The sequence below is a fragment of the Arthrobacter sp. UYCu712 genome (assembly GCF_040547005.1).
In the GTDB taxonomy this organism is placed as follows: Bacteria; Actinomycetota; Actinomycetes; order Actinomycetales; family Micrococcaceae; genus Arthrobacter.
Window position 1 is genome coordinate 360,441 of sequence record NZ_JBEPOZ010000001.1, and the last position, 21,173, is coordinate 381,613.

The following is a 21,173-nucleotide window of genomic DNA, read 5'->3' on the forward strand; positions in this document are numbered from 1 at the left end:
ACTATGGAGTTCATGATCAGCGGACGTAATTTGACGGTCTCAGACCGCTTCCGCGAGTACGCCGACGAGAAGATCTCGAAGATCACCTCGCTGGGGGACAGGGTCCAGAGGGTGGACGCGAAGGTCTCCAAGGAGACCAAAGCACGCCAAGCCGATGAGATGCTCACGGTTGAGCTGACAGTCCTGGGCCGCGGCCCCGTCATCCGTGCCGAAGCCAGCGCTGCAGACAAATTCGCCGCGTTCGATCTCGCCTACAACAAACTTCTTGAACGCCTGCGCAGGGCCAAGGACCGCAAAAAGGTCCACCACGGCAGGCACACCCCCAAGTCCGTCACCGAGGCGACGGCAACCCTCGAGCCGGCCAGCACCACCGAGCCGATCTACGAGGAGGCGAACCACTGGCTTGAGCCCAAGGAGGCCCCCGCCCAGAAATCGCCGTATGAGGTTGAGAATGATATCCCGGCCGGAGACTCGCCCGTGTTGATCCGCCGCAAGGTGTTCACCGCTGCGTCCCTGACGCTCGACGACGCCGTCGACAACATGGAGCTCGTCGGGCACGACTTCTACCTCTTTGTGGACAAAGAGACCAAGGCGCCGTCCGTGGTGTACCGCCGCGAGGGATGGACCTACGGCGTGATTTCGCTGGACCAGACCTGCGAACCGGGTAAGGCCGAGCAGGAAATGCAGGAAAAGATCCTCGCCTACCGTTCCGAGGATGAGCCCGTCAGCACCTAAGCTGGTGCTGACGAACGGACGAAGGGACTAAGGTGAACGATTCGCTGAGCCTTCAGCAGGCGCGGCGGATCGCACTGGCAGCCCAGGGATTGGACAAAGTACGGCCCGCCGGCCCCGTGACTGCACGGGCGGTGGGCCGTACGTTTGGCCGCCTGCACCTCGTCCAGATCGACTCCGTCAATGTCCTGGCCCGGAGCCATTACCTGCCGTTCTTCTCCCGGCTGGGCAACTACGACCGCGGAATCCTGCACCGGATGGCCGGCACCCACCCCCGCCGCATGATGGAGTACTGGGCCCACGAGGCCAGCTTCATCCGGCCCGACCATTTCCAGGACCTCGTGCTGTGGCAGAGCCGGAAATGGGTGGGTGCGCACGCCATGGACCCGGAACTGCGGGACGGCGTCGCGTCCCGGGTGCTGGAAGCGCTCGCCGCCGGGAAACCGATGACCGCCGCCGAGCTCACCGCCAGGCTGGGACACGTGGAAGACCGGCAGCAGGACAACTGGGGCTGGAACTGGAACGCCGTCAAACGGGTCCTGGAGCACCTCTTTGAGGAAGGCCTCATCTCCGCCGCGTCCCGCACGGACTCCTTCGAACGCCGCTACACCCTCACTGCCAGGATCCTGCCGGCGGTGCCGGCGGTGCCGGCGCGCCCGGCGGGCCCTGGCGCGGCCGGACCGGACGCCGCGGCCGCAATGGACCGGCTGATCGACTCCGCCGCCCAGGCCCACGGGATCGGGACGGTGCGCTGCTTCGCTGACTACTTCCGGACTCCGCTGAAGGCCGCCGCCGTCTCGGTGCAGAATCTCGTGGACGCGGGCCGGCTGCTCCCGGTCGCGGTGGCCGGCTGGGACAAGCCCCTGTTCCGGCACGTCGAGGCGAAACTACCGCGGGCCGCCACCGGCAGGGCGCTGCTGAGCCCCTTCGATTCGCTGGTCTTCGAACGCCGCCGGCTTGAGGCACTCTTCAGTTTCCACTACCGGATCGAGATCTACACCCCGGAGCCGAAGCGGCGCTTCGGGTACTACGTGCTGCCGTTCCTGCTCCGCGCCGGGATCGTCGCCCGGGTGGACCTCAAAGCCGACCGCGCCAACGGCCTCCTCCTGGCGAGGGCCGCCCACGCCGAGCCGGGCGCGCCGGCCGATACCGCCGTCGAACTCGCCGCGGAGCTCCACCTCATGGCAGAGTGGCTGGAACTGGACCGGGTGGTCGTTTCACCGCGAGGGGACCTGGCGCCGGCGCTCGCGGACGCCGTCAGCGGGACGGAAAACGCCGTATCCGCTCTGAGGGAACAGGCGTAACCGGCTGTGCGTCTCTCCCGTAGACTAAACACGCCAGAATTCGGCAGCTTGAGACTGGGAGCAACTTCACGTGGCATCACTTATCGAAAAACTTCTCCGCACGGGTGACAAAAAAACCCTGCGGCAACTGCGGAACTATGCCGATTCCATTAATGCCCTGGAAAGCTCCTTCAAGACCTTCACGGACGCCGAACTGCGTGAAGAGACCGACCGGCTCCGTGCCCGGCACGTCGACGGTGAAAAGCTGGACGACCTCCTGCCCGAGGCGTTCGCCGCCGTCCGCGAAGCGTCCTCCCGCACCCTTGGCATGCGCCACTTCGACGTCCAGCTGATGGGCGGCGCCGCCCTGCACCTGGGCAACATCGCCGAAATGAAGACCGGTGAAGGCAAGACCCTGGTGGCCACCGCTCCGGCCTACCTCAACGCCCTCGCCGGCAACGGCGTCCACGTCATCACCGTGAACGACTACCTCGCCGAATACCAGTCCGACCTCATGGGCCGCGTCTACCGTTTCCTGGGCCTGAGCAGCGGCTGTATCCTGTCCAACCAGGACCCCTCCCTGCGCCGTGAGCAGTACGCCGCGGACATCACCTACGGCACCAACAATGAATTCGGCTTCGACTACCTGCGCGACAACATGGCATGGGACAAGTCCGAGCTGGTCCAGCGTGGCCACCACTTCGCCATCGTCGATGAAGTGGACTCCATCCTCATCGACGAGGCCCGCACCCCGCTCATCATCTCCGGACCCGCGCAGGGCGACACCAACCGCTGGTACAGCGAATTCGCCAAGGTTGTCACACGGCTCCAGTCCGAGACAGACTACGAGGTGGACGAGAAGAAGCGCACCGTCGGCGTCCTCGAGGCCGGGATCGAAAAAGTCGAGGACTACCTCGGCATCCACAACCTGTACGAATCCGCGAACACCCCGCTCATCGGCTTCCTGAACAACGCCATCAAGGCGAAGGAACTCTTCAAACGGGACAAGGACTACGTCATCCTCGACGGCGAAGTGCTGATCGTCGACGAGCACACCGGCCGCATCCTCGCCGGCCGCCGGTACAACGAAGGCATGCACCAGGCCATCGAAGCCAAAGAAGGCGTCGAGATCAAGGCCGAGAACCAGACCCTCGCCACCGTGACCCTGCAGAACTACTTCCGCATGTACGACAAGCTCGCGGGCATGACCGGTACGGCCGAGACCGAGGCCGCCGAGTTCATGAGCACCTACAAGCTCGGCGTCGTAGCGATCCCCACCAACCGGGACATGACGCGCCTCGACCAGGCTGACCTCGTCTACAAGAACGAGGCCGTCAAGTTCGACGCCGTGGTCAAGGACATCGCCGAACGGCACGAAAAGGGCCAGCCGGTCCTCGTGGGCACCACCAGCGTCGAGAAGAGCGAGTACCTGTCCCGGCTGCTGGCCAAGGAAGGCGTCCGGCACGAGGTCCTGAACGCCAAGAACCACGCCCGTGAAGCCGCCATCGTGGCTCAGGCCGGCCGGAAAGCGGCCGTGACGGTCGCCACCAACATGGCCGGCCGCGGTACCGACATTATGCTCGGCGGCAACGCCGAGTTCACCGCCGTCGCCGAACTGGCGACGCGCGGACTGGACCCGGAAGAAAACTCCGAAGAATACGAGGCCGCCTGGCCCGCCGCCTTCGAAGCCGCCAAACAGGCGGTCAAGGACGAACACGAGGAAGTCCTCGATCTCGGCGGCCTCTACGTCCTGGGTACTGAACGCCACGAGTCACGCCGCATCGACAACCAGCTCCGCGGCCGCTCCGGCCGTCAGGGCGACCCCGGCGAGTCCCGGTTCTACCTGTCCCTGACCGATGACCTGATGCGCCTGTTCAACTCCGGCGCGGCAGAGCGGCTGATGAACAGTTCCGTGCCGGACGACGTCGCGCTGGAATCCAAACTGGTCTCCCGGGCCATTGCCTCGGCCCAGGGCCAGGTGGAAGGCCGCAACGCCGAACAGCGCAAAAATGTCCTGAAGTACGACGACGTCCTGAACCGCCAGCGCGAAGCCATCTACGGCGACCGCCGGCGCATCCTCGAAGGCGATGACCTGCACGAAAAGGTCCAGTTCTTCCTCGAGGACACAATCAGCGCCTCCATCGAGGAAGCCACCTCCGACGGCACCGGGGACGACTGGGACTTCAACCTGCTCTGGTCCAACCTCAAGACCCTGTACCCGGTCAGTGTGACTCCGCGCGACCTGATCGACGAAGCAGGCGGCAAGTCCCGGATCACGGTGGACTTCCTCAAGGAGGAGATCCTCTCCGACGCCCGTCTGGTCTACCAGGCGCGTGAAGCAGCGATCGGCTCCGAGAGCATGCGCGAGCTTGAGCGCCGCGTGGTGCTGTCCGTCATCGGACGCAAATGGCAGGAGCACCTCTATGAGATGGACTACCTGAAGGAAGGCATCGGGCTCCGGGCGATGGCCCAGCGCGATCCCCTGGTGGAGTACCAGCGCGAGGGCTTCATCATGTTCCAGGCCATGATGGAGGCCATCCGTGAGGAGAGCGTCGGTTTCCTGTTCAACCTCGAGGTCGAGGTGACTCCGGCCGAGGACGTAGTCATTGCGGACGCCGAGGGACAGCACACGGAGCACCACGAGCCGCAGATCCGCGCTGCCGGACTGGAAGCCCCGGAGAAGCCTGCCCAGCTGCAGTACACCGCCCCCGGCGAGGACGGCGCAGCCCAGACCCGCATCGAGGCCAAGTCGTCCGGCCGTTCCGGCAACCCGGCCAAGGCCGCGGCGCAGGACGGCCCGCGCCGAGCGAACAAGAAGAAGCGCCGCTAGCCAGCCACTGCCGCCCAGGCCGCTGCACAGAGGAGAGGACCGGAACTGTTGTTCCGGTCCTCTCCCGTTTACCCTCCTTCCGGTCGTCCTGCCCCCCAAGCCCTTTGTCCTCCAGACCTTGTACTCCAGCCTTTGGCCGCGGAGTCAGCCGATTTCCAGCGCCGTGACCCGCCAGACCAGCTTGCTTCGTTCCAGCCGAAGCGCCACGGCCCGGACCCGCAGCTCATCGACCACCACGGCACTGGCCTCGTAGATGTCCGCTGAGATCCTGCAGGCACGGACCGAGCGCACGGAAGGGTTGCGGTGCAGCCGTCCGGCGGTGGGGGAGTTCCCGGATGCCACCCGCCGTGTCAGCGCCGCCCGGTGTTGCAGGGACGCCAGGCAGCGCTGGTCGAGCCGCCGGGCAAGCTGCTGCACGGGCCGCGTACCGGCCAGGACTTCGACAGCGGCCTGGACAGTACTCCGGCAGATCGTGCAGATCTCCCGGCCCTCATCCACGACCGTCAGGTGTGCTCCGGCTGCCGCCGGCGAAGGCACTGCTGTCAGGGCGGGTGCTGCCAATGCCGACGACGGCTGCTGGCCGTCCGACGCCGCGGCATGGCCGCAGGGAACCACGCGGAGGGGGTGGCGGGGTGAAGCCGGGGATTCCGCGAATGCGCGGATCCCGCTGGGTGCGCTCATGACGTTTCCTTTGCTGTTGGTTCGTGGCTGTTGGATGCTTGCTGTCTGCTGTCTGCTGCCTGCTGTCTGCTGTTGGCCGGTTGCTGCCGGGGATTCCGAAGGTGGCGGGGCCGCTACCCTCCGGAAGGAGGTCTGAGTATCTGTCCCGGACGCAGGACGTGCGGGCTGTCGCCGATGACTGCCCGGTTGGCCTGGTAGAGGCGGGGCCATTCCCGGGCGATGTCGGCGTCGGTCGCGAGCGGTCCCAACCGGGCGGCGGCCAGGCTCCAGAGTGAGTCCCCGGCGCGGACGGTAACATCGCGTACTTCTGCGGTCTCCCGGGTCCTGAGCTGGCGCGCAGCCAGCGGGCCGGGCTCGATCGCCGGGGCGCGCGGGGTCCACTGCGGGCGGAGGTCCGGTCCCAAGGAACCGGCGTGATGTCCCGAGGGGCCGGGGGAAGGAGCCGCCGCCGTCGCGGGGTTCCACTGCGCGGAGACCGCAGGCCTGGGCAGGGAACCGGGGTCGGGGCCGGGGGCCGGCGTGCCGGCGGTGGCCAGGGGCGCGGCAAGCAGTTGGATTCCAACGGACGCCAGGGCGAGGCGCCGCATGAAAGCGGGGCTGAATTTGCCGGTGGCCGCCGCGGCCCGGGTCCGTCCGCTGCGTTCCAGCAACGCCGCGGCTACCGCGGCTGTGAACGACATGGCCCACCACATAATCACGATCAGGCCCGTGGTATTGGCGAAGATGCCAAGCTGGTCCTCGAACCCCACGGACTGCTGCCGCGCCGTGCCTGAGCGCCAGCGCTGCACGAGGCTGTGGCCGGTTCCGGCGAGGACGCAGCCCAGCAGCAGAATCACCCCGGCCATGGCGGCGTCGGCGGTCGGAAGACGCCGGGGCCCGGTTTTCCGGCGCGCTGTTCCTGCACTGCTCACAATGGCCACCCTTTCTACTTCACGCAATGTTTGAGGTCGTTTGAGGTCGTTTGATGCATTTAGATCTGTTTAAAAGAGTGTGATCCCGAATGCGCCGATTTGTCCAGAGCCGGAGGGCGACGTGTGGATTGACCCCGGCTGAGGGCACGCCTACGCTGGCGCCATGCGTTGGGACGACCTGTTCACAGATCTGGAAGGACAGCTGGCCGCCAGCGGGCAGCTGGACCTGGAGGCGGAAATCGCGGAGCGGGCTCGTCTGGAAGCGGCGGCCGTGGAACTCGCAGACAGGCTCCGCGGCTCACTCGGACTGCGGGTCCGTGTGCACCTTGCCTCCGGGACGGTGTTCGAGGGCGTCCTCAGCCACGCGGGCAGCCAGGCGCTGGTCCTCAACGAGGCGCGGCACCAGGTCCTGATCCCCTACTCGGCCGTCGTCCGGTACCTCGGGCTTTCCCGGCTGGCAATAACCGAGCCCTCCAGGGTGCGCCAGCGGCTCGGCCTGGCCAGCGCCCTCCGGGGACTCGCGAGCGACCGGACGAGGCTCGCCGTCCTGACGTCGGGAAGTGCGTCGGGGGAAGCCGCGCTCCACGGCGTGATCGACAGAGTGGGGCGCGACTATCTGGACCTTGCCCTGGCGGAGGAGGGAGAGGACCGGCGCGCGGCCGCGGTCCGCGGCATGGCGACCATTCCCTTTGCGGCGTTGTCGGCCCTCAGATCGGCCCGGATTGCAGAGGCATAGCCGGGCCGCGGGGGCTCAGGCGTTCCTGGCCTTAGCCTCGGCAATCATGCGGCTCGCCTCGGCGTACCGCTCCTCGATGTACTGCTCGAGCATCTTTTCCTCCACGCGCCACTGGCCGCGGCCGCCCACCTGGATGGCCTTCAGTTCGCCGCTGCGCACCAGCGCGTAGGCAGCCGGAGCGTTGATCTGGAGCTGCTCGGCAACGTCTGCGAGGGTCAGGAATCGGGGCATGGCTCCATTTTGCCACCGATGGGTTCATCTGGTGCGGTTATCCACAATTTGTACTTGTTTGGCTCTGCATCTTCCCGCCGGTGCCTGCAAGCCGTCACAATGGGGGTTCCCGGCACCACAGGCCGGACGGCGACGACAGGGGGCGTGGGCGCATGGGCGTGAGCACGGTAGCCGGCGGTGCACGGCTGAAGAAGCCTTCGTGGAAAGATCCCCGGCTCCTCGTCGGCATCCTGCTCGTGCTCGCCTCCGCGGCCGGCGTCATCTCGCTCGTGGGGGCCGCGGACCAGACCACGGAGGCCTATGCGGCACGGGAACCAATCGCCGTCGGCGAGACACTGACCGCGGACAAGCTGAACCGGGTCAAGGTCCGCCTCGGCGACGTGGAGCAGCTCTACCTGACCCCGGAGACAGGACTGGCCGAAGGGCTCGTCGCGGTGCAACGGATCGGCAAGGATCAGCTGGTGCCGCGTGACAGCACGGGCCGGATTGACCTCCTGGACCGCAAGCAGGTTGCCGTCACCGTCGACGAGGCCCTTCCCGCCCAGGCCGTGGCCGGCTCCAGCGTGGATGTCTGGGTGGCACTGCCGGACACCCGCAACGGATTCAGCCAACCCGCACTGTTGCTACCGGGTGCGGAAATCGCCCAGATCACTCCCGGCAGCACCGCCCTCGGCTCCGCACGGTCCACGGTCGTGATGGTCCTGGTGTCGGACAGTCAAATGCCCGGGCTGCTGGGGGCACAGGCCAACAAGGCGAAGATCTCGGTGGTCTGGAATCCGGGCGGTACCTCGCGATGAGCATTCCGGTGGTGACCGTCGGGCACTCGAGCCAGGACGTGGTGGACGGGCTGGAGCGACTCCACGGACCAGTGTCTGTCGTCCGGCGGTGCGGTGAACTCGCGGAGCTGCTGGCCGCCTGCCAGAGCGGGCTGGCCCGGGCAGCCATTATCGCGGAGGGCAGCGAGGAGCTGACGGCATCCCTGGTGGACCGGCTGTCCGCGGTCGGGGTGGCTGTGCTGGCGCTCACGGACAGCCCGGAGGAGATGCTCCGACTGCGGGGGATAGGCGTCTCCGCCGAGGCGCCGGGTGTCGATGCAGCCACCCTTGCCAGCCGCATCACAGGAGCGGTGGAACAGCTGGGTGGGGCGGGGCCGGCGGCCGGCCCGTCCGGCGCCGAGACCATTCCGCACCCGTCCGACGGCGGTGCCGGGCGTGTGGCGCAACGTGCGGGAACCGGCCGGATTCTTGCCGTCTGGGGTCCGGCGGGCTCGCCGGGCCGGACTTTCGTCGCCGCCAACATTGCCGGGGAGCTCGCGGCGGAGGGCAAGTCCGTTCTGCTGGTTGACGCGGACAGCTACGGGGCCAGCCTGGCGGCCATGCTCGGACTGCTCGATGAAGCTGCCGGGCTGGCGCAGGCCTGCAGGCTGGCGGACCAGGGCCTGCTCGACGGGGAGGCGCTGCTCAGGGTCGCCACGCCGGTGGCCACCAAGTCCGGGTCCTTCCGGGTGCTCACCGGGATCACCCGGGCGGACCGCTGGACGGAGCTCCGCGCTGCTGCGCTCTCCCTTGTGCTGGACCGGGCACGGGAGCTGGCCGACGTGACGGTTATTGACACCGGCTTCTGCCTGGAGGCCGATGAGGAGCTGAGCTTCGACAGCGTTGCCCCGCGCCGGAATGCCGCAACCCTGCGCTGTCTGGAAATGGCCGACACCGTCTTCGCCGTCGGGGCAGCAGACTCCATCGGGGTGCCGCGCCTGGTCCGCGGCCTGGTGCAGCTGGAGACCGCCGTCCCGGAGGCATCACCCCTCGTCGTGATGAACAAGGTCCGGGCCGCCGCTGTGGGGCGCGCGCCCGAGCGGCAACTGCGCGAGGCCTGGGAACGCTACGGACCGGCGCCTGCCGTCTCCGCCTTCCTTCCGGCGGACGCGGCGGCCGCTGACGCGGCACTGCTGAGCGGGTCCCTGCTGCTCGAATCAGCCCCGGATTCGGCGCTCAGGAAGGCCATCGCGGATTTGGTTTGTGCACCTGTCCAGCGAAACCGTAAATCCTCTGTATTTTCTTCCACAGCAAAGGTCCGGGCAAAGAGTTAGGCTCGCCATACGGGTCGCAATGATGCGGCCATGAACTTTTTTGATGGAGGCGTTTGTCGATGTCGTCTGGGTCCAGCGTGGAGGATCAAACCGTTTCGATCGGTGCCGGGGAAGGGTATCTCGGGGACTACTACGAGCACCTTGCCGAAGAGGATGCCCGGGCCTATGCCCGGGAGTTGCTCACTGCCAGGGCAGAAGCGCACCGCCAGGCTGCAGCCATCCGGGTCCCCGGAAATGCCAACATCTCCATCGTCGACGAGCCGGATTGCAGCGTCGTTTACATCGTCACTGACGACATGCCCTTCCTCGTGGACTCCGTTAACGCGGAACTGGTCCGGCAGAAGTCGCCGATCCACCTTGTGATGCACCCGCTGTTTGTCGTCACGCGCAACCGCGAAACCGGCCAGCTCGTCAAGGTTGCCCGCGTTCCGTCCCATCTGGGCATCTCCAGCGGCGATACCGCCGCCATGCCGAACCTCTCCCACCTGATCGCGGAGGGCGACAACGCATCCCATATGGAATCGTGGATCGCCGTCGAGATCGACAGCGCGGACGAGGCCAAGCACGCGGACCTCGTCAAGGGCCTCTCCCGGGTCCTCGGCGACGTCCGTGCTGCCGTCGAGGACTGGCCCAAGATGCGCAACAAAGCGCAGGAAATCGCCGGCAACCTGGACAAAATAGCCAACTCCGGGCAGATCGCCGAGTTGCGTCAGGCGCAGGCATTGCTCCGCTGGCTGGACGACGGGAACTTCACCTTCCTCGGTTACCGCGAATACGAGCTCAAGAACGAATCAGGCGAGGACGTCCTGGAACCGCGGGAAGAGAGCGGCCTCGGACTGCTGCGCCCCAGTGTCGACACCCCGCACCAGATCCAGCACCTGACCGAAGCCGGCCGGAAGAAGGCGCGGGAAAAGCGCGCGCTCGTGATCACGAAGGCCAACTCCCGCTCCACAGTGCACCGCCCGGCATACCTGGACTACATCGGCGTCAAGAGCTTCGATGCGGCCGGCAACGTCAACGGTGAACGCCGCTTCATCGGCCTCTTCGCCACCACCGCGTACGCCGGGTCCGTCCGCGACATCCCTGTGGTCCGCGAAAAGGTGGCCGCCGTCCTGCGCGACGCCGACTTCCCGCCCGATTCCCACTCGGGCAAAGACTTGCTGGGTATCCTGGAAACCTACCCCCGAGACGAGCTTTTCCAGATCGAGATCCCCGATCTGGCCGCCATCGCCACGGGTATCCAGCGGCTGCAGGAACGACGCCGGACCCGGTTGTTCCTCCGGCCGGACATCTACGGCAGGTTCATGTCCGCCGTCGTCTATCTTCCCCGTGACCGCTACACCACGAACGTGCGCCTGCGCATTGAAGAGGAACTGCGGGAGACGTTCAACGCCGTGTCCATCGACTACGAGGCCAGGATGACCGAGTCCGCGCTGGCGCGGCTCTTCTTCCGCATCCGGCTCCCCAAGGGCGCCGACGTGAGCAACATCAGCAGCGACGAGCTGGAGAAGCGCCTCGTCCGGGCTGGCCGGTCCTGGTCCGAAGGCATCTCCGAGGTCCTCCGGGCCCGCGTCGGCGGCGGCAGGGTCACCGCCGCAGGGGAAACGACTGCAGCGGAAACCACCGCCGCGGAGGAGACCGACAAGGAACTGGCGTCCATCTGGGCAGAGGCCTTCCCGGCCAGCTACCGGGTCGACTACGAAGTGGAAGATGCCCTGGAGGACATCGCCCGCTTCGAGAAGTACGGTGCTGCTGCCGAGCGGGCCGGCGAGGGCGTCAAGGAAGAGCCCGGAGTCCACGTGTACCTGCCCGACGGTGCCGGCGCCACGCTGGAGGAAGACGCCCGGGTCAAGCTCTACATGCTCGAGCCAAAGAGCCTCAGCCAGATCCTGCCGTACTTCCACAACCTTGGCCTGGAGGTCCTCGACGAGCGACCCTTCGAGATCGAGACTTCGGACCACCGCGACTTCTTCCTCTACGACCTGGGCCTGAAATACCCGGCCGGGGTGGATCCCCTGAGCACCGGCCAGCTGCTCGGCGACTCCTTCGGGGCCGCCGTGTCGGGAGCCGTGGAATCGGACAGCTTCGACCGGCTGGTGCTGCGCGAAGGCATGCACTGGCGGCAGATCATTGTGCTGCGGGCCTACGCGAAATACATGCGGCAGATGGGCAACACCAACTCGTTCGAGTTCATGTCGGACACCCTGCTGGCCAACCCCGACGTCACGAGGGGACTCACAGCCCTGTTCTCGGCCCGCTTCGACCCCTCGCTCGGAGACGCCGAACGCACGGCCAGGCAGGACGAGGTCCGCGCCAAACTCGATGCTGCCATCGAACAGGTCGCAACCCTGGACGCCGACCGCGTGCTGCGCACCTTTGCGAACCTGATCCAGGCCACGCTGCGGACGAATTACTACCAGAACAAGACCCACGTCAGCTTCAAACTGAACCCTGCCGTCATCGAGGGCCTGCCGTTCCCCCGGCCGATGTTCGAGATCTGGGTCTACTCGCCCCGGGTCGAGGGCGTGCACCTCCGCTTCGGCAAGGTGGCCCGCGGCGGGCTGCGCTGGTCGGACCGACGCGAGGATTTCCGCACCGAAATCCTGGGCCTCGTCAAGGCGCAGACCGTCAAGAACGCCGTCATCGTCCCCACGGGCGCCAAGGGCGGCTTCTACGCGAAGCAGCTGCCGGACCCGGCCGCTGACCGGAGCGCCTGGATGGCGGAAGGCATTGAAAGCTACAAAACCTTCATCCGCGGCCTGCTGGACATCACGGACAACCTCATCACGACGCCGGACGGCGAAACGCTCGTGCCGCCGGCCGACGTCGTACGCCACGACGACGACGATTCCTACCTTGTGGTGGCAGCCGACAAGGGCACGGCGTCGTTCTCCGACATCGCCAACGGACTCGCCGCCGAGTACGGCTTCTGGCTTGGCGACGCCTTCGCGTCCGGCGGCTCGGTGGGCTATGACCACAAGGCCATGGGCATCACCGCCCGCGGCGCCTGGGAATCGGTGAAACGCCACTTCAGCGAGCTGGACCTCGACACCCAGTCCGAACCGTTCACCGTGGTCGGCGTCGGCGACATGTCCGGTGACGTCTTCGGCAACGGCATGCTCCTCTCCAAGCACATCCGCCTGCTCGCGGCCTTCGACCACCGGCACATCTTCCTGGATCCGACCCCGGACGAGGCGGCGTCCTTCACGGAGCGCCAGCGGCTCTTCGAGCTGCCACGCTCCTCCTGGGACGACTACGACAAGTCGCTCATCAGCGAAGGCGGCGGCGTGTTCGCACGCCAGGCCAAGTCGATTCCGGTCTCGGCACAGGTGCGCGAGGCATTGGGGCTGCCGGACGGCACCACCCGGCTCAGCCCGCCGGAACTGCTCCGCGCGATCCTGCTCGCCCCGGCCGACCTGCTTTACAACGGCGGCATCGGCACCTACGTCAAGGCCAGCACGGAAACGAATGCCGAGGTCGGCGACAAGGCCAACGACTCCATCCGGGTCGACGGCCGCGATCTGCGGGTCAAGGTGGTCGGCGAAGGCGGGAACCTGGGCATGACCCAACGCGGACGCATCGAGGCCGCGCTGCAGGGCGTCATCCTGAACACCGACGCGATCGACAACTCGGCGGGTGTGGACTGCTCGGACCATGAGGTCAACATCAAGATCTTCGTGGACCGGATGGTGGCAGCAGGAAAGCTTGACCCCGCCGAACGCTCCGAATTCCTGGCCTCGATGACGGACGAAGTGGCCCGGCTGGTGCTGCAGGACAACATCGACCAGAACATCCTGCTGCTCAACGACCGCATGCGGGTCTCCGAATGGAGCCCCAGCTACGAGCGCCTTATGGACTGGCTCGAGAAGTCGGCGGACCTTAAGCGCGACCTGGAGGCACTGCCGACCACGGAGACGCTGAAGGAACGCCTCGAACAGGGCCAGGGCCTGACCTCGCCGGAGCTGTCCGTGCTGGCGGCTTACGCCAAGATCGAGCTCACGACGGCGCTGCGGGACAGCTCGCTGTCCGATGATCCGTGGTTCCGTGAAACGCTTCGGGCGTACTTCCCGAAGCAGCTGCGGGAACGGTTCGACGCCGAACTGGACACCCACCCGCTGCGCCGGGAAATCATCGCGACCGTGGTGGCGAACGACATGATCAACATGGGCGGCATCACCTTCGCGTTCCGGGCCATGGAGGAGACTTCGGCCACTGAGGCCGCCGTCGCGAAGGCGTTTGTGGCGCTCCGCGAAGTGTACGAGCTGGACATCATGATCGGCGAACTCAACGAGCTGCCGGCGTCCTTCCCGACCGAGCACTGGAGCACCGTCCACCTGGACATCCGCCGGCTCCTGGACCGGGCAGTGCGCTGGGTCCTGAGCCAGAGCAACGCGTCCCGGCCAATCGCCGAGACCGTGGCGGAGTTCAAGCCGCTGATGGACCCGATGCGCGCACGGCTCCTCGACTATCTGCGTGGCGAAGACCGTGCCCGGGTGACCGAATGGCTGGAGAAGGCGCGCGGCTGGGAACTGCCGGACGACCTCGCCCACCGCTGGGCGGAACTGTTCGAGAGCTTCGTGCTGCTGGACATCGCCAAGATCGTGCACGCCAGCCCCGAGCCCGTGGAGAGCATCGCACACGTGTACTACACGGTGTTTGACCGCTTCCACGCGGATTCCCTGCTGGAACGCATCACCAAGCTGCCCAGGCAGGACCGCTGGCAGGCGCTGGCCCGGGCGGCCCTGCGCGATGACCTCTACTCCACGGTGTCGGACATGACGACCGCCGTGCTCGATACGACGCCTCCCGGAACCCCCGCGGAGGACCGGCTGGAGCTGTGGGAAAGCCAGAATGCCGAGCAACTGGACCGTGCGAAGAGCATGTTCGATGAGGTCAACGCGCTCGAGGCCGATGACATGGCCTCGCTGTCGGTAGCATTGAGGCTCTTGAGGTCAATCGTTCGACGCTAGGGCACGTGCTGCCCGCCGCGTCGCAAATGGAGGTGCTGTGGCAATCTTTACGGACCCTATCAGGGAGCATGCTGATTTCGGCCCGGGGGATGCCGAGTGGCTGCACCTCCTGGTCGGCGACTGGCAGATGGTCGCCGACCTCGCGTTCGCCGACCTGGCGCTGTGGTTTCCGCACCCCGAGCTCGGCTATGTGGCGCTGGCCCACGTCCGCCCCTCCACCACGCATACGGTGTTCCACGCCGACTTCGTGGGGGAGGGGATCCGGTCGGACCTGTTGCCGCTGGTCGACAAGGCGTGGGAGAGCCGTGCGATCGAGCGCTCGAACGAGACCAACTGGAGCAGCGACATGGCCCTGCGGGTCGAGGCTGTGCCGATGGTCCGCAACGGCACGACGCTCGCCATCGTCACGACGCACATGGATCTCTCCAGCTCGCGCATGCCGTCCCGGCTGGAGCTGACCTACCGGCAGTGCGCCTACGATCTGCTGCGGATGGGCACGCTGGGGCTGTGGCCCGACTTCGCCTCGCCCACCGGCTCGCGCCGCGGCGCGCCCCGCGTGGGAGACGGCCTGATCCGGCTCGATGCCGAGGGCATCGTCCAGTACGCGAGCCCCAACGGCGTCTCTGCCTTCCGGCGGCTCGGCGACGGCGAATCGCTGGAAGGCCGGAGCCTGGCCGAAGTGACGGCAGGGCTCCTGAAGGACCGGCGCCTGGTCGATGAAACACTGCCGCTGGTGGTCACGGGAAGGATGCCGTGGCGAAGCGAAATCGAATCGCGGGGGGTCAGCCTCTCGCTGCGCGCCATTCCCCTGCGCGATGAGGAACAGCGGTTCGGCGCCCTGGTCCTTTGCCGCGACGTCTCGGAGCTGCGGCGCCGGGAAATGGAACTCGTCACGAAGGACGCCACGATCCGCGAGATCCACCACCGGGTCAAGAACAACCTGCAGACCGTGGCCGCCCTGCTGCGGATGCAGTCCCGGCGGATGGTCAGCGACGAGGCCAAGCAGGGCCTGGAACAGGCGATGCGGCGGGTGGCGACGATTGCCCTCGTGCACGAGACCCTGTCCCAGGGCCTCACCCAGAGCGTCGATTTCGATGAGCTGATCGGACGCCAGTTCCGCCTGTCAGCCGAAGTGGCTTCCCCGTCGCAGCAGGTGAAGACGCAACGCTCCGGGCTGTTCGGGGAACTGCCGAGCGACTTCGCCACGCCGCTGGCGCTCGTGATCAACGAACTGGTGACGAACGCCGTCGAACACGGGCTGGAGGGACGTACCGGCACGGTCTCCCTGATCGCGGACCGGTCGGAAAGCGAAGATGGTGACGAGCTGCTGACCGTGACAGTGGCGGACGACGGGGTGGGCATTCCCGAAACGCCCTACGTGGAAGGCCTGGGCCTGCAGATCGTGCGCACCCTGGTCACGAGCGAGCTGGGTGGCAGCATCCAGTGGACAGCGCGGGACGGCGGCGGCACCGCTGTACAGATCGTATTGAGCCTGGCCAAGAACTGAGCTGTGGCGGCCGGGCCCGGCGGTAAGCCGGGTCCGGCCTCCTTTATGGCGCCTTAGATACAGCGCGTTAGAGACAGCGCGTTAGATACAGGACGCTAGATACAGCAAGGGCCGCAGACCCTGAGGTCTGCGGCCCTTGCTTCGGTGTCGGCCGAAAGCGGGAAATCAGGAAGCGCGGCGGGCGCGGGCAGCGCGGCGCTTCAGGGCGCGGCGCTCGTCTTCACTCATGCCGCCCCAGACACCGGCATCCTGGCCGGACTCGAGCGCCCACTGCAGGCACGTGTCCACCACCGGGCAACGCCGGCAGACGCTTTTGGCTTCCTCGATCTGCAGGAGGGCAGGGCCGGTGTTTCCTACCGGGAAAAACAGCTCCGGGTCCTTGTCAAGGCACGCTGCGCGGTTACGCCAATCCATGCTGATCAGTCACTCCATTCCTGGGAACTCGTTAAATGCCTTTGTGAAATTATTCACTAAAGGCTTCATAAGAAAGGGGCCCTCTGGGGCCCCCTCGGTCATCTGGATTAAGCGTGTCATGTTAACGCTGTGTAAACAAGGGGTAATAGGCTGCAATATGCCATGCTCTCGTGAGCGATGCATCACATAGGCTGGCGGCGCCCTCACATTTAGACGACTATGTCCGGTACTGTGCCAGTGTGTCAAGACCCCCCGAGAACCCTTCCGACGCCGCCGGGCCGGGCCCCGGCGGCCCTGCCGGACCGGGTATTGCCCGGCCTGCTGGAATCACCGTTATCGCGGTAATTGCGGCGCTTGAGGCGACAGCCCTGCTGGTTGCCGCCGGCTGGTACGGAAGCCAATTGTTGACCGGCGCCCCGGTGCTGTCCTTCTGGGGCGCGGTATTCACCCTGGGGCTGCTCCTCGCCTTTTCGGTGTGGCTTTTTGCCGTGGCACGATTCCTGTTCCGCGGATACCGCTGGCCCAGGGCGGGAGCGCTCGTGGCTCAGCTTTTTGTCCTCACCATTGGCTTCCCGACCCTGACGGGCGGATACCCGCTGGCCGGACTGGCAATGCTGGTCCCGGCGGCGGCTGCCATCGTGCTGCTGTTCGACAAGCGCGTCATCGCCTTCGCGTCCCGGACCGGCAGCGCGCCTCCGGCCCTGTAACCGCCATCCCGGTCACGGGACAGCTCCCGGCACGGCCCCGCCGCCGGGGGCGGGATCTCCGGCCAACTGCACTGCCAAGGCGTGTCCGTCCGAGATCACCACCGCCCGTCCGCGCGGCGGGTTTTCCTCCGGTTCGAACCTGACCCCGAAGATGTCCCCGTCCAAAAGGCTTCTAGGGCAGATCAGCACACCTTTGCCGTGGCCCCGCGCGGACTGCACCAGAGGGACGCGGTGCTGAAGCGTCGGGCTGAAGCCGGCAGCCAGGACCACCGTCCAGCCAAGGCTGTTGAGGCTTAGCAACTGGCGGTTGCAGTCCTCGGACTGCAGGTCGACATCGTCGGCCACCAGCACGGCCTGCCGGTCCAAAGTGCCCGAGCGGGCGGCGGCAAGGGCTCCGGCCCAGAATTCCGCCGGATCCTTGCCTGCCCGGGGGTGCAGCCAGCTGCAGGCCGAGGGGTTGAGATCCGGGAGGGCCGCCAGCAGCGAGGACTTGCCCGTGCCCGGACCCCCGAGGACCGCCAGGACGCTTCCCGGTGCCAGCGTGAGCGAGACCGGCATCACCTCGTCCCCGCCCACTCCGAGGCAGAGGCGGACGTGGCCCCGGGGCCCCGGTCCGGGGGAGTCCGTCCGGGCGAGCAGTTCGGCCACGCTGACCCGCTGCGGCAGGGCCTCGATCCGGAACGGAGCCTGCCGCACCAGCTGCACGGGCCCGGGCTGCCGCCCGGGGTCCGGTGCCGCATAGAGCTGCCCGCTGTGGCCCGCCGTCGCTGTGGCCCCGGCGAAGGGACCAAAAACGGCTGCCCGGCCCGGAACCGCGTCCTGCGCAGGCAACCGCGGCCAGGCGAGCCGGCCTTCCTCGGTGGACCCGGCCGGAAAGAAGATGCGGTTGGCGATCCCGGCGAAAAACCGCGCTGTCGCCAGTTCCCGCTCGCCCGAGGCAACGACGGTGATTCCGGCCTTGGCACCGTCCCGGACGATGTCGTGGACCAGGTCTTCGCCCCGGGCCAGCGGCCCCGAGCGGAATGCCGAGACCCAGGAGCCCCACCCGCACACGGCGAGCACCAGCCCCGGTGTGCCGGCAACGGCCGGCGCGCTGAGCCTGCGCGTCATTTCGCCGGCCAGGCGTTCCAGCAGCCGGATTGCCCGCCGGGGTTCGTGCAGGCCCGCCACTGCCCCGACCCTCGGTGCCTGTCCGGTCCAGCTGAGGGTACCGGAGGCATCGAGGATGTAGAGGTGGGACTCCTGCTCCGAGGCCAGCAACTGGTCCACCGCCAGCGCGAGGGCGGCGTCCCCGGCTCCTGCAGCCCCGCCGACCAGCCCCAGATGGCCGTGTTCGTCCGGGCACCAGCCCAGCTCTGCAAGGCGCTGCTCTTCCGGCAGGTCCAGCCAGCCCAGGCGGACCGTGCCGGGGCTGCCCGGGACGCCGGGCGGCGGAGCCGGGAGTGCCGGCGGGAGCGGACGGGCGACCGGCAGGCGCGGACGGCCGCCGCCCTGCGCCGCCCACAGCCTGCCGGTCACGCTGGCCAGCGCTGCCGCCTCCGGGGCCCGTGCCCGTTCGGCCCCGCCGGCGTCGCTCCGCTGCTCCTCCGCGGGCGGGCCGGCGAGCCACTCTTCGGCCGTCCATACCCGCACCATCCCGGCGTCGGACCAGGAACTGTCCGGGGCTAGGATGGCCGTTTGAAACTCTTCCGGTGCTTCGCTGCCTCTGGCGAGGAAGGCGCGGCCGGGACTGCCGATGGGAATGTCAGCCGCGAGCGTGGAATTCATGATGTCGGCCGACTCCATCGCGGACTGGACCCGCAGGGCGATGCTGCTGGTCACATTCGCCCGGATGTCGGCCGTGATCGAGCCCTGCGGCCGTTGGGTGGCCAGGACGAGATGGATGCCGAGAGACCGGCCGATGGCCGCGATTCTCATCAGCTCCGTCAGCGCCCCAGGGGCTTCGTCGACGAGCATCCGGAATTCGTCAATGACGATGATGAGATGGGGAAGGGCGGGCAGTTCCCGGTCCAGGGAGCCGTACTCGAGGAGATCGCGGGCATGGGCGGCGGCCAGCAGTTCTTCCCGGCGCCGGACCTCGGCCCGGAGCGAGACCAAGGTTCGGTCGACTTCCTGTATCCCGAGATCGCTCAGCATGCCCACGCAGTGCGGCAGCCCGGTCAGCGGCCCGAGACCGGAACCTCCTTTGAAGTCCACGAAGAGCAGGTTGACGCGGTCGGGCGGGTAGCTGGCGGCGAGGGCCGCCACCAGTGTCCGCAGGAACTCGGACTTTCCCGAGCCTGTGGTGCCGGCCACCAGGACATGGGGGCCGTCGCGCTGGAGGTCCAGGTGGAGGGTTCCTTTCCCGCCGGTGCCGACCGGGACCGGCAGCCCGGTCAGCCCGCCGGAATCCGCCCAGCGCCGGGCAATGTCCGGGGCTCCGAGCGGGAGGATCCCGGCCAGTGATCCGCCGGCGGCCACGGCGGGGTCCGTGCGCGGACTGCCGGCCGAGCCCAGCCGGCGGCAATAGCCGTCAAATACCGGGGACGGAACAAGGTCAGGGAGAAAAGGGACCGCATCAGGTCCGTGTGCCAGCAGGGCAGTGCGCCCTCCGAGGACGACGGCGGTCAGGGCGGACGGAACCGGGTGGCGTGGGCAGCGGATCACCTGCCAGCCCAGGCCCGCGGCCAGGACGCTCAGTCCGGCGGCGGCGGCCGTCTCGGACGCTGCCGTGCCGCCCCCACTGGCGCCGGGGTCGTCGAAAATAATCAGCACGCCCCGGTCGCAGCCCGGACCCGGGCCGGAGCGGAGGTGGCTGGCGGTTGCGGCGTCCCGGCCGGACAGCGTGACCCGGGGGAGGAACCTCGCGGCCAGCGGGAGGGACTGCGGGCCACCGTGGATGAGGACCCTGGTCCGACGGGCGGCGGGATAGCCTGCGAGCTGCAGGATGAGGGAGCGGATCAGCCCTGCCACAGCCTCCTCCGGTCCGGTGACAGCGGTGATGGCGGCAGCCGGGTCCAGCGTCAGCGGCATCAGCCCGAGCGGGGGCGGGCGGAATCCGGGATCCGCCGGCTCCGGCCGGATGTTGGCCCGTTGCTCCGCCTGGCCAAGCCGCAGCCAGACAGCGCCGGCGGACGGCTCCCCGCTGTCGGGGACCCCGGACATGCTGCGGAGGCACAGCTCCGCCGCGGACGGCGCGGACCGGCGGCGTCGTCCCCTGTCCTCGTGCACCGCCGCCGCGATGGCTGCCTTCAGCGCGCGGCGCTGCCTCCGGCCGGAGACGGCCGGCACCAGCATCGACGCGGCCGACACCACGCTGAATGCGAGGAACATCCACATCCCGGTGATCGCGGCCAGGCCGGCCCCGATGGCCAGTGGCAGGGCCGCAGTGAACAGTACGGCCGCGCGGCCCCGCCGGCCGGCGAAACCGTCAGCGGGGCTGCCCGCCGGGACCGGATCCGCAACGCTTCCGCCCGCCGCCCCGGACACACGCGAATCCGCGGACCCGCCGCCGAAGACCAGGGACATCGTGGAATTGCCGCACCGGATTACCGAACCGGTTGTCACCACCGCGTCGCGCACGCGCGCGCCGTCCACGGTGGTTCCGTTGGCGCTGTGCAGATCAACGATGGTGACAGCTGCGTCCGAGACGTCCAGCCGGGCATGCCGGCGGGACAGTTCGGCGTCCGGGAGGATGATCTCCGGCCCGCTCCGTCCGATCCCGAACCGTCCCCGCCGCAGCGGGACGAGCGTGCCGGCGCCGGGACCGCTGTGTACGGCCAGGACCAGCGGCGGAGGCCCGCAAACACCGGGAGTGGCAGCGGCGGCAGGCAGGCACCCGTCCACCAGGACGGCCCCGTTCCGCAGCGGAGGATCGCCGACCCGCAGGGACCGGACCGGAACACCGTCCGCACTCAGCGGCCCCGTCCCGCAGCGCCGCGAGATGGCCGCCTCGAGCTCGGCGCCGGAGCACCCTCCGGCTACTTCGACGGCCAGTTCGACGGCCCCGCCTGTGAGCGTCGAACCTGGTGCCGGCACGAGGGTGCAGTGGAACATCACCGCAGGGATCCTTTCTGCCGGGGCGGGTTGCAGTCCACCCTAGA

Annotated in this window: 14 protein-coding genes; 9 read left to right on the forward strand and 5 right to left on the reverse strand. The window is 67.9% G+C overall.

Features of this window, described 5'->3' with window-relative positions:
• Positions 1–3: 3 nt before the first annotated feature.
• The 3 genes from hpf (at position 4) to secA (ending at position 4,845) form a co-directional block, all read left to right on the forward strand.
• Entirely contained in the window at positions 4–735 is a 732-nt protein-coding gene (gene hpf / locus ABIB51_RS01785) for a ribosome hibernation-promoting factor, HPF/YfiA family (RefSeq protein ID WP_354184846.1), read from the forward strand.
• Positions 736–767: 32 nt separating this feature from the next.
• On the forward strand, positions 768–2,036 hold the full coding sequence (locus ABIB51_RS01790) for a winged helix-turn-helix domain-containing protein (RefSeq protein ID WP_354184848.1): 1,269 nt from the start codon (positions 768–770) through the stop codon (positions 2,034–2,036).
• 70 nt (positions 2,037–2,106) lie between these two features.
• Positions 2,107–4,845, forward strand: a complete 2,739-nt coding sequence (gene secA, locus ABIB51_RS01795) for a preprotein translocase subunit SecA (protein WP_354184849.1) — start codon at positions 2,107–2,109, stop codon at positions 4,843–4,845.
• A gap of 144 nt (positions 4,846–4,989) precedes the next feature.
• Here secA and ABIB51_RS01800 read toward each other — a convergent pair whose 3' ends face one another.
• Both ABIB51_RS01800 and ABIB51_RS01805 read right to left on the reverse strand, forming a co-directional pair.
• Positions 4,990–5,526, reverse strand: a complete 537-nt coding sequence (locus ABIB51_RS01800) for an Rv3235 family protein (RefSeq protein WP_354184851.1) — start codon at positions 5,524–5,526, stop codon at positions 4,990–4,992.
• A gap of 113 nt (positions 5,527–5,639) precedes the next feature.
• Positions 5,640–6,437, reverse strand: coding sequence for a LysM peptidoglycan-binding domain-containing protein (locus ABIB51_RS01805; RefSeq protein WP_354184853.1), 798 nt, complete (start codon positions 6,435–6,437; stop codon positions 5,640–5,642).
• Positions 6,438–6,600: 163 nt separating this feature from the next.
• On the opposite strand from ABIB51_RS01805, the gene ABIB51_RS01810 reads away from it, so the two are divergent.
• The gene (locus ABIB51_RS01810; RefSeq protein ID WP_354184855.1) at positions 6,601–7,173 is read left to right on the forward strand and encodes a hypothetical protein; all 573 of its coding nucleotides are present in this window, start codon (positions 6,601–6,603) and stop codon (positions 7,171–7,173) included.
• A 15-nt stretch (positions 7,174–7,188) separates the two neighbouring features.
• On the opposite strand, the gene ABIB51_RS01815 is transcribed toward ABIB51_RS01810, so the two are convergent.
• The gene (locus ABIB51_RS01815; RefSeq protein ID WP_354184857.1) at positions 7,189–7,404 is read right to left on the reverse strand and encodes a helix-turn-helix domain-containing protein; all 216 of its coding nucleotides are present in this window, start codon (positions 7,402–7,404) and stop codon (positions 7,189–7,191) included.
• A 152-nt stretch (positions 7,405–7,556) separates the two neighbouring features.
• On the opposite strand from ABIB51_RS01815, the gene ABIB51_RS01820 reads away from it, so the two are divergent.
• The 4 genes from ABIB51_RS01820 to ABIB51_RS01835 are packed head-to-tail and all read left to right on the forward strand — an operon-like array spanning position 7,557 to position 15,970.
• Positions 7,557–8,201: a hypothetical protein gene (locus ABIB51_RS01820; RefSeq protein ID WP_354184859.1), complete on the forward strand. Its 645-nt coding sequence runs from the start codon at positions 7,557–7,559 to the stop codon at positions 8,199–8,201.
• A complete protein-coding gene (locus ABIB51_RS01825; RefSeq protein WP_354184861.1) occupies positions 8,198–9,493 on the forward strand; it encodes a CpaE/TadZ family protein in 1,296 nt (431 codons plus the stop codon). The genes ABIB51_RS01820 and ABIB51_RS01825 overlap by 4 nt, the downstream gene beginning before the upstream one ends.
• A 59-nt stretch (positions 9,494–9,552) precedes the next feature.
• Positions 9,553–14,463 (forward strand): NAD-glutamate dehydrogenase, encoded by a 4,911-nt coding sequence (locus ABIB51_RS01830; protein WP_354184863.1) that lies wholly within the window; start codon positions 9,553–9,555, stop codon positions 14,461–14,463.
• 37 nt (positions 14,464–14,500) lie between these two features.
• Positions 14,501–15,970 carry a sensor histidine kinase gene (locus ABIB51_RS01835; protein WP_354184865.1) on the forward strand — a complete coding sequence of 490 codons (1,470 nt, stop codon included), beginning with the start codon at positions 14,501–14,503 and terminating at the stop codon, positions 15,968–15,970.
• Between the two features lie 165 nt (positions 15,971–16,135).
• Here ABIB51_RS01835 and ABIB51_RS01840 read toward each other — a convergent pair whose 3' ends face one another.
• Entirely contained in the window at positions 16,136–16,384 is a 249-nt protein-coding gene (locus tag ABIB51_RS01840) for a WhiB family transcriptional regulator (protein WP_003804966.1), read from the reverse strand.
• Positions 16,385–16,623: 239 nt separating this feature from the next.
• Here ABIB51_RS01840 and ABIB51_RS01845 point away from each other — a divergent pair, with 239 nt between their 5' ends.
• Positions 16,624–17,091 (forward strand): hypothetical protein, encoded by a 468-nt coding sequence (locus tag ABIB51_RS01845; RefSeq protein WP_502916053.1) that lies wholly within the window; start codon positions 16,624–16,626, stop codon positions 17,089–17,091.
• A gap of 12 nt (positions 17,092–17,103) precedes the next feature.
• Here the strand turns inward: ABIB51_RS01845 and ABIB51_RS01850 are convergent, their stop codons facing one another.
• Complete coding sequence (locus ABIB51_RS01850) at positions 17,104–21,126, reverse strand: FtsK/SpoIIIE domain-containing protein (RefSeq protein ID WP_354184936.1); 4,023 nt, start codon at positions 21,124–21,126, stop codon at positions 17,104–17,106.
• Between the last annotated feature and the right edge of the window lie 47 nt (positions 21,127–21,173).

Coding starts and splice junctions, on each gene's coding strand:
- hpf (WP_354184846.1), top strand. CDS start 4: ATGGAGTTCATGATCAGCGGACGTAATTTGACGGTCTCAGACCGCTTC.
- ABIB51_RS01800 (WP_354184851.1), bottom strand. CDS start 5,526: ATGAGCGCACCCAGCGGGATCCGCGCATTCGCGGAATCCCCGGCTTCA.
- ABIB51_RS01810 (WP_354184855.1), top strand. CDS start 6,601: ATGCGTTGGGACGACCTGTTCACAGATCTGGAAGGACAGCTGGCCGCC.
- ABIB51_RS01815 (WP_354184857.1), bottom strand. CDS start 7,404: ATGCCCCGATTCCTGACCCTCGCAGACGTTGCCGAGCAGCTCCAGATC.
- ABIB51_RS01820 (WP_354184859.1), top strand. CDS start 7,557: ATGGGCGTGAGCACGGTAGCCGGCGGTGCACGGCTGAAGAAGCCTTCG.
- ABIB51_RS01825 (WP_354184861.1), top strand. CDS start 8,198: ATGAGCATTCCGGTGGTGACCGTCGGGCACTCGAGCCAGGACGTGGTG.
- ABIB51_RS01830 (WP_354184863.1), top strand. CDS start 9,553: ATGTCGTCTGGGTCCAGCGTGGAGGATCAAACCGTTTCGATCGGTGCC.
- ABIB51_RS01840 (WP_003804966.1), bottom strand. CDS start 16,384: ATGGATTGGCGTAACCGCGCAGCGTGCCTTGACAAGGACCCGGAGCTG.
- ABIB51_RS01850 (WP_354184936.1), bottom strand. CDS start 21,126: ATGTTCCACTGCACCCTCGTGCCGGCACCAGGTTCGACGCTCACAGGC.